The sequence below is a fragment of the Gilliamella sp. B3127 genome (assembly GCF_026536935.1).
In the GTDB taxonomy this organism is placed as follows: Bacteria; Pseudomonadota; Gammaproteobacteria; order Enterobacterales; family Orbaceae; genus Gilliamella; species Gilliamella apicola_E.
In genome coordinates, this window is the sequence record NZ_JAFNNI010000002.1 from 431,233 (window position 1) to 442,611 (window position 11,379).

8 protein-coding genes are annotated in these 11,379 nt (G+C 36.5%); 5 read left to right on the forward strand and 3 right to left on the reverse strand.

The window, feature by feature from the left end; translation table 11 throughout:
• Nucleotides 1-27 precede the first annotated feature (27 nt).
• Together typA and hemG are read right to left on the reverse strand one after the other, a co-directional pair.
• A complete protein-coding gene (gene typA / locus J3U00_RS05015; protein WP_065563548.1) occupies nt 28-1,851 on the reverse strand; it encodes a ribosome-dependent GTPase TypA in 1,824 nt (607 codons plus the stop codon).
• A gap of 154 nt (nt 1,852-2,005) precedes the next feature.
• Nucleotides 2,006-2,542, reverse strand: coding sequence for a menaquinone-dependent protoporphyrinogen IX dehydrogenase (gene hemG / locus J3U00_RS05020; protein WP_416379889.1), 537 nt, complete (start codon nt 2,540-2,542; stop codon nt 2,006-2,008).
• Nucleotides 2,543-2,695: 153 nt separating this feature from the next.
• On the opposite strand from hemG, the gene glmU reads away from it, so the two are divergent.
• Together glmU and glmS are read left to right on the forward strand one after the other, a co-directional pair.
• Nucleotides 2,696-4,072, forward strand: a complete 1,377-nt coding sequence (gene glmU, locus J3U00_RS05025; RefSeq protein ID WP_416379890.1) for a bifunctional UDP-N-acetylglucosamine diphosphorylase/glucosamine-1-phosphate N-acetyltransferase GlmU — start codon at nt 2,696-2,698, stop codon at nt 4,070-4,072.
• 3 nt (nt 4,073-4,075) lie between these two features.
• Nucleotides 4,076-5,908 carry a glutamine--fructose-6-phosphate transaminase (isomerizing) gene (glmS, locus tag J3U00_RS05030; protein ID WP_267330499.1) on the forward strand — a complete coding sequence of 611 codons (1,833 nt, stop codon included), beginning with the start codon at nt 4,076-4,078 and terminating at the stop codon, nt 5,906-5,908.
• 519 nt (nt 5,909-6,427) lie between these two features.
• Here the strand turns inward: glmS and J3U00_RS05035 are convergent.
• Nucleotides 6,428-7,072 (reverse strand): DUF7424 family protein, encoded by a 645-nt coding sequence (locus J3U00_RS05035; protein WP_267331761.1) that lies wholly within the window; start codon nt 7,070-7,072, stop codon nt 6,428-6,430.
• Nucleotides 7,073-7,703: 631 nt separating this feature from the next.
• Between J3U00_RS05035 and J3U00_RS05040 the strand changes: the two genes are divergently transcribed.
• From J3U00_RS05040 to J3U00_RS05050, 3 genes are all read left to right on the forward strand, one after another.
• Nucleotides 7,704-9,587: a PTS mannitol transporter subunit IICBA gene (locus tag J3U00_RS05040; RefSeq protein ID WP_220225737.1), complete on the forward strand. Its 1,884-nt coding sequence runs from the start codon at nt 7,704-7,706 to the stop codon at nt 9,585-9,587.
• 70 nt (nt 9,588-9,657) lie between these two features.
• Nucleotides 9,658-10,818, forward strand: a complete 1,161-nt coding sequence (locus J3U00_RS05045) for a mannitol-1-phosphate 5-dehydrogenase (protein WP_267331762.1) — start codon at nt 9,658-9,660, stop codon at nt 10,816-10,818.
• Between the two features lie 6 nt (nt 10,819-10,824).
• On the forward strand, nt 10,825-11,367 hold the full coding sequence (locus J3U00_RS05050; protein ID WP_065563556.1) for an MltR family transcriptional regulator: 543 nt from the start codon (nt 10,825-10,827) through the stop codon (nt 11,365-11,367).
• The last annotated feature ends 12 nt before the right edge of the window (nt 11,368-11,379 follow it).

An 11,379-nucleotide genomic window follows, 5' to 3' on the forward strand; every position in this document is an offset into this window, starting at 1 on the left:
GTTTGATTATTAAAATCATAATTCACATTATTCTTTATTACTTCTAAATGCACGTTTACGATCGTTTTCAGTTAGATGACGTTTACGTAGACGAACAGATAATGGTGTTACTTCAACTAATTCATCATCATCAATAAATTCTAACGCTTGTTCTAACGACATTTTTACTGGTGGTGATAAGGTAGTCGCTTCATCAGTACCTGATGCTCGCATGTTAGTTAATTTTTTACCCGTTAAGCAGTTAACGGTTAAATCATTTGAGCGAGTATGGATACCAATAATTTGCCCTTCATAAACTTCAGCACCATGACCAAGGAATAATTTACCACGATCTTGCAAGCTATAAAGCGCATAAGCCAAAGCTTTACCAGTACCGTTTGAAATCATTACCCCATTATTACGTTGGCCGATTTCACCCGGACGCACATCATCGTAATGGCTAAATGTTGAGTAAAGTAAACCAGTACCTGATGTCATGGTCATAAATTCAGTTCTAAATCCAATAAGACCACGGCTAGGAATCACATAATCTAGACGTACACGTCCTTTACCATCAGGTAACATATTGGTCAAATCACCTTTACGTAAACCTAAGGCTTCCATCACTGAACCTTGGTGTTGCTCTTCGATATCTAAGGTAACTTGTTCGAAAGGCTCTTGTTTTTTGCCATCGATTTCTCTGTAAATAACTTTAGGACGAGATACCCCAAGTTCATAACCTTCACGACGCATATTTTCAATAAGAACAGATAAGTGCAATTCACCACGACCAGAAACTTTGAATGCATCTGGATCTGGGGTTTCTTCAACACGAAGAGCCACGTTATGTACAAGTTCTTTATTTAAACGTTCAAGAATTTGACGAGAAGTTACATATTTACCTTCTTTACCTGCAAATGGTGAACTATTTACATTAAAGAACATGGTAACGGTTGGTTCATCAACACTTAGTGCTGGCAGAGCTTCAACACAGCTGTTATCACAAATTGTGTCAGAAATACCAAGTTCACCTAATCCAGTGATAGCAATGATATCCCCTGCTTCTGCAACTTCAGCTTCATAACGTTGTAAGCCTAGGTGACCTAATACTTGTCCAACTTTACCAGTACGTTTGTTACCTTCGCTATCGACAATAGTAACTTGTTGATTTGGTTTAACGCGACCGCGTTTAATACGACCAATCCCAATAACACCAACATAATTGTTGTAATCAAGTTGAGAAATTTGCATTTGGAATGGACCATCTAAATCAACTTTAGGTGGTTCTACATGTTCAACAATTGCTTCAAATAGTGGTGTCATGTCTTGTGCCATATCTTCATGATCAAGACCTGCAATCCCCATTAAAGCTGATGCATAAACGATTGGGAAATCAAGTTGTTCATCAGTTGCACCAAGGTTAACGAATAAGTCGAATACTTGATCCACAACCCAATCTGGGCGCGCACCCGGACGGTCAACTTTATTAATAACCACAATTGGTTTTAAACCATGAGCGAATGCTTTTTGAGTCACAAAACGTGTTTGTGGCATTGGTCCGTCCATTGCATCAACAAGCAGTAGTACAGAGTCAACCATTGACATTACACGTTCAACTTCACCACCAAAATCGGCATGGCCTGGAGTATCAACGATATTAATTCGGTAACCATTCCAATCGATAGCCGTATTTTTAGCTAAAATAGTAATACCACGCTCTTTTTCAAGCGCATTTGAGTCCATTATTCTTTCATTGTCATCACCACGCAAATTATCAAGCGTGCCTGATTGTTTTAATAGTTTATCAACCAAGGTTGTTTTACCATGGTCAACGTGAGCAATAATGGCTATATTTCTTAAATTTTCAATCACAATTAAAATCCCAGTTAGGAGACAGATTCTTTAGGCGCAATATTGTACACCTTTTTAGTAAAAAAGTTGATCTATATCACAAAGTTTCTTCAAAACAACTTTAAGACTTGATATTTAACGAAAATAGTGACTTATTTTATCAAGATAACTAAGACTAATTATCAATAAGTTCCACAAATTGCTCGGCAAATTCATCCACTTTTGTCCAATTTGTGTACTCTATTACTTCTTTTGTCACATCTGTATCACCCTTACCTAACCACATAATAAATCGAATCATATTACGATCAAACCAGTTATATTTAGGATAATAAAGCGCACCAGCAAATACCGCTTTGATAGTCGGTTGCCAGGCAATTTTGGCAAGGAATTTTTTAGTATATAGGTTAGTTTCAGGTGTATTTTTATTTGGTTTTCTAGCCACCACATTTACCCCAAAAAAGCCTGTTTCTAACGCATTTAATTGCTGATAATTGGCATCAATAAACTTCTTCATGGTTTTACTGTAAAAACCATATCGAATAGAACAACCAATTAATACGGCTTTGTAGTTACCAAGATCTATCTTGGTATCGGGCAATAACTCAATCAAATCACAATCACATTTACCCTCAAGATGTGTTTTTATTCGTTGCATAATTTTAAGGGTTTGCTTTTCGTGAGTGGTGTAAAGCAATAAGACCTTGGTAATGCTATTCATAACAATGCTTCCTTTTATTAAAACACTTGGTAAATTTCAATAATTCTTTTTTTAGGATAAAAATTAACAATTACGGGATGATTTCGTGGAAAACTTTGATTATAGTATTAACCTTATTTAACCAGACCGGAACTGATTATGGCAATTTCACCTCCAAAACGTAGTGCAATTATTTTGGCGGCAGGAAAAGGCACACGGATGTATTCCAACCTACCTAAAGTTTTACATAAAATCGGCGGTAAGCCGATGTTACAACATGTTATTGATACAGTTCAACAACTTAATACTGATCGCATCAATATTGTTTATGGTCATGGCAAAAGCGAGTTAGAAAAATCGTTACAAGATCAACCTGTGCAACTTGTTTATCAAGCAGAACAGTTGGGTACAGGACATGCTGTTCAACAAGCTATTCCCTTTATTGAAGATGATGAAGATATCTTGATTTTATATGGTGATACACCTCTTATCTCAATTGAAACTTTGCAGAATTTAATTGCCAGTAAACCACATGAAGGCATTGCCTTATTGACAGTGATTTTAGATGATCCTACTGGCTATGGGCGAATCGAACGCAAAGACGGTAAAGTGGTAGCGATCGTTGAACAAAAAGATGCCAATGTTGAACAACAAAAAATCAACGAAATTAATACCGGTATTATGCTGGTTACCGGCAAGTTACTTAAAAAGTGGCTATCTCGTTTAACCAATAATAATGCGCAAAAAGAGTATTATTTGACCGATATTATCGCCTTTGCCCACCAAGATGGTTACGACATTTTAACGTCTCACCCAGTTAAAAAATTCGAAGTTGAAGGCGTCAATAATCGCTTGCAACTTGCAACTTTAGAACGGCATTATCAACAGCATCAAGCTGAGCAACTTTTACTTGCTGGTGTCACGTTGCTTGACCCTGCGCGTTTTGATTTACGTGGTAAATTGACTCATGGCAAGGATGTCACTATTGATACAAATGTGATTATTCAAGGTGATGTTACATTGGGTAACAATGTCGTTATCGGTTCAGGTTGTATTTTAAAAAACTGCACCATCGCTGATGATAGCGTAATTAGCCCTTTCTCAGTAATTGAAGATTCAATCATTGCTAAACACTGTACTATCGGACCTTTTGCTCGAATAAGACCTGGTAGCCAACTGGATGATCATGCCCATGTTGGTAACTTTGTCGAATTGAAAAAAGCTCATCTTGGTCATGCCACCAAAGCAGGACATTTAAGTTATTTAGGTGATAGCGAAATTGGCTGTAACGTCAACATTGGTGCTGGCACAATTACTTGTAACTATGATGGTGCGAACAAATTTAAAACCGTGATCGAAGATGATGTATTTGTGGGTTCCGATACTCAACTAATTGCACCAGTCAAAATTGGCAAAGGTGCAACCATTGCAGCTGGAACAACGGTAACCAATGATGTCAATGACAATGAGCTTGTGGTTAGCCGGGTAAAACAGAAACAACTTGCAGGTTGGAAAAGACCAACTAAATTGAAAGAGGAATAAACAATGTGTGGTATTGTGGGCGCGATCGCCAAACGTGATGTGGCAGAAATATTATTAGAAGGTTTAAAACGATTAGAATATCGTGGTTATGATTCTGCTGGGCTTGCTATTATCTCTCCAACAGGTGAATTACAGCGAGTAAGACGTGTCGGAAAAGTAAAAGCGCTTAAAGATGCGGTAGATGAGCATCCAATCAAAGGTTCAACTGGGATTGCTCACACTCGTTGGGCGACGCACGGCGAACCGGTAGAACACAATGCACACCCTCATGTATCGGGTTTTATTGCCGTTGTGCACAATGGTATTATTGAAAATTTTGAGCCTCTGCGTGAAACACTCATCGCAAAAGGATATCAATTCCGTTCAGAAACCGATACCGAAGTTATTGCCCACTTAATTCACGATATTATCTCAACCGAAGATTGCTCACTTTTTGAAGCAGTACAAAAAGCAATCCCACAATTACGAGGTGCTTATGGCACCGTTGTAATGGATACGCGTAATCCCGATATTCTCGTCGCGGCACGTTCAGGTAGTCCACTAGTGATTGGTTGTGGCGTTGGTGAAAACTTTATTGCTTCAGATCAATTAGCTTTATTACCGGTTACTCGTCAATTTATCTTCTTAGAAGAAGGTGATATTGCACTAATCACCCATCGCACTGTGAATATTTTTGATAAAAACCATCAAGAAGTTAACCGTCCATGCATCGAATCTGATGCGAAATATGACGCAGGCAGTAAAGCTGGCTTTAATCACTACATGCAAAAAGAGATTTACGAACAACCTAATGCTATAAAAAATACCCTTGAAGGGCGAATGGCTCATGGCAAAGTGGATTTATCTGAACTTGGCGATGATGCGGAAAATATTCTTAAGCAAGTTGAACATGTGCAAATTGTTGCTTGTGGTACCGCCTATAATGCCGGAATGGTTGCTCGTTATTGGTTTGAGGCATTAGCTGGTATTCCTTGTGATGTGGAGATCGCTTCGGAATTTCGCTATCGAAAACCCGCTCGCCGTAAAAACAGTTTATTCATCACCCTATCACAATCAGGTGAAACGGCAGATACGCTTGCAGCATTACGCTTAGCAAAAGAGAATAATTACTTAAGCACTCTTGCCGTTTGTAATGTGGCTGCCTCGACCTTAGTTCGTGAAGCTGATTTGGTGTTACTAACCAAAGCTGGCGTTGAAATTGGCGTTGCTTCAACTAAAGCCTTTACCACGCAATTAACCGTATTATTGCTTTTAGTTGCCAAATTAGGCCGACTTAATGACATGGCTGAAATCACTGAACAAGCGATCGTCCATGCCTTACAAACTTTGCCAAATCGCATTGAGCAAGTGTTAATGGCCGAGCCAGAAATCAAAAAACTTGCTGGACACTTTGTCGATAAACATCACGCCCTATTTTTAGGCCGTGGCGATGAATATCCAATCGCAATGGAAGCGTCATTAAAACTTAAAGAGATCTCCTACATTCATGCAGAAGCGTATGCCGCAGGTGAATTAAAACATGGTCCTTTAGCGCTTATCGATGCAGATATGCCAGTTATTGTTATGGCTCCGACCAATGACCTACTCGAAAAACTTAAAGCTAATATCGAAGAAGTTCGTGCCCGTGGTGGACAACTTTATGTATTTGCAGAGCAAGATGCAGGCTTTGTGAGTGATGACACAATGCATATCATCAACTTACCTCATATTGAAGAACTTACAGCGCCAATCTACTACACGGTACCAACCCAATTGCTTGCTTACCATGTAGCTTTAATCAAAGGCACAGACGTCGATCAGCCTCGTAATTTGGCAAAATCTGTGACTGTGGAGTAAAGTTCGTTGTATTAATGTGAGAAGTTAGTGGATGGTTTTGATATCATAATCAAAACCAATTTTCTCACATCAAATCAATTGCATATAGATAAAAACCACTATCTCAAGTTGTTAAAAAGATTTTAGCTCTAGTTAATAGAGGATGGTCTTCAAGTAAATTAGCAAATCAACTGAATTTATTTAGAATGGTTATACACTGAATATTTTCACTTCAGCCCCAATTTATTTTATCTGTGTAATAAAACCCAATGTATTTTAATAAAAAATATATCTGATTTTATTGTAATTTATTTTTCCAAATTTGTATGCAACATAGACAATTGTTACTTGTTGATAGACTATTTAAAGGATGTTTTTACAAAATAATAAATACAAAAATGCCAATAAAAATATATTTTAAAAGCAAATGAAGATTTATTTTTGTAATAATATTGATAACGCCTAGCTAATTATAATCTATTTAAAAAGGCATCAATTAAGATGCCTTCTCATTTAACTAAAGTTACTTAGACTTAAACTTTACTGAGTTTCGCCCTTCTTTTTATAATCTTCATAAATAAACGTTATGTTATTTTTTAAAAGAAAATCAACGGAAACATTTGATAATCGAAATGTATTATTTCCTTTTTGAAGTACATATTGGTTAAGAAGAACAGGATTTTCATCAATATATACTCCATTTGCAGTAATATTTCGTTCATTACCAGAATCATTGTTAAGATTTATTTTAATATTGAAGTCTAACTTTCCTACTGGCGATTTTTTCATATTACTCATTTTATTATTCAATTCTTTTGAAACAAGTACAATCATTCCATCACCCCAGTTACCATTAGTGATCTGAATATCACCAGCAGGTTGTTTACCACCCACAACAACAGGAATTTTAAATAATGCTTTTGAATCAAATTTTTCTTTGTAACACTCGACATATTCTGCATTTGGAAATATTTCTGTAATTTTTTGTTTTGCTTCAATTAAAGAAGAAGATTCTTTTCTAGAATCTTGATAATCACCACAAGCAGTAACTTCTAAAGTAAGATCTGATTTAATTATTTTAGGTGTTTCGCTACTCAGGTCACTTAAATTAACACTTGGTGATAACTCTACTTTACAAGCGGATAACAAAACACAACAAGACAATAATACTAATAATTTTTTCATTATTTTCCTCTCATAATTATTGCTTTATCGGTTCAATCTCAAATATTGAATCTTTTACAATAATCGAATAAATTGACATTTACGATCATAATAACGTATTTTTAATCGTTCACAAACGATTTAATTTCATTTTTGCAATAAAAAATATAGCGTTTTTAGGCTTTCCTTTGAATATTTCTAAAATAATTTTCCTGGTGTAACTGGATAATATTTATTTCTTTACATTTAATAATGTTCATCCTCAACATCATTTAAATAAATAGAAAAAAACTTTTCTTATATCCTTTTAGAGATAAAAAACGTTATAAAATATGATATCCCCCTAACACAACATGTCCCCCATATGAAACAGATACATGCTGATTCCATTTTCTTCTGTGCTACGCATTTCAGATGCAATGAGTGCTAATATTAATGAAAGAAATTCAGTACTGATTAAATTACTATCAAATCCCTCTATCTTTATTCTAACTGATAATAAAATGTGATCCAAATCACAAAATCAAAAAATACCCCACTTTTAACAGTGTGATATATGTCACATTTTTTGATTATTTTGGATGAATCGAGTAACTAAATGCTTCTACAATAACAGCATAATGATTATATCAATCAATAAGGAAAGATTTGTATGACTACATCAAACATTAAACTTAAAGTCCAAAATTTTGGGCGATTTCTGAGTAATATGGTGATGCCCAATATCGGCGCATTTATTGCTTGGGGCTTTATTACTGCAATTTTTTTATATAACGCTAACGATCCATCTGCTGGAGGATGGTTTCCAAATGAAGGCGTATCAACGGCTTTTATCGGACCAATGATCACTTATCTACTTCCATTATTAATTGGTTATACTGGTGGTAAATTAGTTTACGGTGATCGTGGTGGCGTAGTTGGTGCGGTCACCACAATTGGGGTAATTGTTGGCGTATCGATTCCAATGTTTTTAGGCGCAATGATATCTGGACCTTTAGGTGGATGGTGCATTAAACAGTTCGATAAATTCATTGATGGTAAAATCAAAAGTGGCTTTGAAATGTTAGTTAATAACTTTTCAGCTGGCATTATTGGTATGATTCTTGCGCTTATCGCTTATTTTGGAATCGGTCCAGCTGTTGCTTCGTTAACTAATGTACTTATTGTTGCAGTACAATTCATGGTTGATCATGGTTTATTACCACTTACTTCTATTCTGGTTGAACCTGCAAAAATACTATTTCTTAATAATGCTATCAATCATGGTGTATTTACTTCACTAGGTGTAACACAAGTAGCAGAAACAGGTAAGTCAATCTTCTTCTTGATTGAAGCAAACCCAGGTCCAGGTTTAGGTTTATTACTTGCTTATATGTTCTTTGGTAAAGGTGCGGCAAAAGGATCAGCAAGTGGTGCGGCAATTATTCACTTCTTTGGTGGTATCCATGAAATTTATTTCCCTTATGTTTTAATGAATCCTCGACTAATAATTGCGGTGATTTTAGGTGGCATGACAGGTGTATTTACTTTAACTTTATTTAATGCAGGTTTAACAGCACCAGCATCACCAGGATCTATTTTTGCGGTAATGAGTATGGCAAAAGGTTCATATTTAGGTGTAACGTTATCTGTGCTTGCAGCAACTACAGTATCATTTATTGTGTCGGCTATTTTATTAAAAACAACAAAAGATAATGGCAAAAGTTTAGACGAAGCCATGTCTGATGTCACTGCAATGAAAAGCGAAGCCAAAGGAGTAAGCGAAAATAGTGAACTTGATCTTGCTAAAGTGAAAAAAATCATCGTTGCTTGTGATGCAGGTATGGGCTCAAGTGCTATGGGTGCGGGTGTTTTACGTAAAAAAGCAGAAGATGCTCATTTAGATATCAGTGTTACCAATTTAGCAATTAATAACTTGCCAACTGATGCTGATATTATCATCACACATAAAGATTTAACCGCACGAGCAAAACAATATGCACCAAACGCTTATCATATTTCATTAACTAACTTTTTAGATAGTGATTTATATACTCAGTTAGTGAATGATTTAGTCAAAGCAAAAGGCGGTCATCAAGTTGTACAACCAACACCTACCCACCAACCGCTGTTTAAGTTGAATGCAAAAAATGTCTTCTTAGGTTTAACGGCGCAAACTAAGGAAGAAGCCATCCGTTTTGCTGGCCAAAAACTAGTCGAAAATGGTTACGTAAAAACAGCTTATATTGATGCCATGTTAGAACGTGAACGATTAACATCCACCTATTTAGGCGAATCGATTGCTGTACCTCACGGCACAATTGAATCTAAAGATGATGTGATTAATACAGGTATCGTATTTTGCCAATATCCAGCAGGTGTACAGTTTGGCGAAGAAGAGCAAGATAAAGCAAAAATCGTAATTGGAATTGCTGCTCGTAACAATGAACATCTTGATGTTATCGCCAAGTTAACCAATGCACTTGATGACGAAAAGATTATTGCAAAACTGACTACCACTAATGATATTGAAGAAGTTCTAGCAATATTAAGCTAACTTAACCACTTCCTACAGAAGTAGGAAGTGTCCTAATATACTAAAAGATTCAAAATTAAGGGTTATTATTATGCAAGCATTACATTTTGGCGCCGGCAATATTGGTCGTGGTTTTATTGGTAAATTATTATCTGATGCCGGTGTCCACGTCACTTTTGCAGATGTTAATCAACAAGTTATTGATGAACTTGCTAGCCGTCATCAATATCCAGTCAATGTGGTTGGTGAGCAGTCGGTTACCGAAACGGTGAAGAATGTTGATGCCATCAACAGTACTTCACCTAAAGTCGCTGATTACATCGCGAAAGTTGATCTAGTTACCACAGCGGTCGGTCCTCAAATTTTAGCGAGCATTGCGCAAAGTGTGGCACAAGGCATTATTGCTCGACATGCTCAAGGTAATAACGCTCCACTCAATATTATTGCTTGTGAAAACATGGTACGTGGCACGAGCCAGTTCAAACAGGAAATCGTAAAGTATCTACCAGAAAATCTTCACCAATGGGTTAATGAGCATATTGGTTTTGTTGATTCTGCGGTTGACCGCATTGTGCCACCTGCAACTTCTAAAACAGGTGATATTTTAGAGGTGACGGTTGAAACATTCTCTGAATGGATTGTCGATAAAACTCAATTTATTGGCACAATCCCTCAAATCAAAGGTATGGAGCCCGTTGATAACTTAATGGCCTTTGTGGAGCGTAAACTATTTACCTTAAATACCGGACATGCTATTACAGCCTATCTCGGTTTTTATAACAATATTGCGACCATTCGGGATGCGATTTTAAACGATAAAATTCGTAAAATTGTACGTGGAGCCATGGAAGAAAGTGGACAAGTACTGATCAAACGCTATGATTTTGATCCAGCCAAACATCAAGCCTATATTGAAAAAATCCTAACTCGATTTGAGAATCCTTATCTACATGATGATACCGCACGAGTAGGACGTCAACCAATACGCAAACTAGGTCCTGGCGATCGTTTGATCAAACCATTACTTGGCACATTTGAATATAAACTTAGCAATCAAAATCTGCTTATCGGTATTGCAGCTGCGCTTAACTATCGTAATGATGACGACGAACAAGCAATCGAACTGGCAAATCAAATTGCTAACAAGGGTTTAAAACAAGCATTTTGCGATATTTCTGGTATTGAAAGTGATAATCCAGTTGTTAGCCAAATCGAACAACTTTATACTGCTATGCAAAATCATCAATTTTAAGTGACAATGCAAACATTAGCAGAAGACACCATCCTCGAAAAACTCAATCAGCAAGCTGATATACACAGCTTGCTAAAGGTTGCGATCAATTTGATTAATGACAGTGTCAATCAATTGATTTTAAAGGTTTTTCGTAAAGAGCCTCATGCTATCAAGTTTGTTATTCCATCATTGGTGGGCAAGAATGGCCCACTTAATGATACCTCTGTCTGTTTGAAATTACTTTATGCACTAGGCATCATCACGCGTGAAGATTATGAAGATATTGAATTGTTAATGGCAATTTTAGATGAGCTAGAACAAGACGATAAAAATTACACCTATCTGGATGACGAAATCCTAGGTCCAATCAGTTTATTGCACGATATGATACTTCCCCCTAACTCTCCATTAAATAACCCGCAAGAGAACGGCATTGTCGATACCTTAAAATCATCCATGTATCAAAACCGTTATCAACAAATGATTCGCTCAGCGTTGATCATCGCTATTACAGACTTAACCTTACGTATCGTAAATAAACAGAAAATTGATTATTTCCCTGAGTAATATTAATTTATA

Bases quoted from the DNA above. Each gene is read 5' to 3' on its own strand.
- glmS (WP_267330499.1), top strand. From the start codon at position 4,076: ATGTGTGGTATTGTGGGCGCGATCGCCAAACGTGATGTGGCAGAAATA.
- J3U00_RS05035 (WP_267331761.1), bottom strand. From the start codon at position 7,072: ATGAAAAAATTATTAGTATTATTGTCTTGTTGTGTTTTGTTATCCGCT.
- J3U00_RS05040 (WP_220225737.1), top strand. From the start codon at position 7,704: ATGACTACATCAAACATTAAACTTAAAGTCCAAAATTTTGGGCGATTT.
- J3U00_RS05045 (WP_267331762.1), top strand. From the start codon at position 9,658: ATGCAAGCATTACATTTTGGCGCCGGCAATATTGGTCGTGGTTTTATT.
- J3U00_RS05050 (WP_065563556.1), top strand. From the start codon at position 10,825: ATGCAAACATTAGCAGAAGACACCATCCTCGAAAAACTCAATCAGCAA.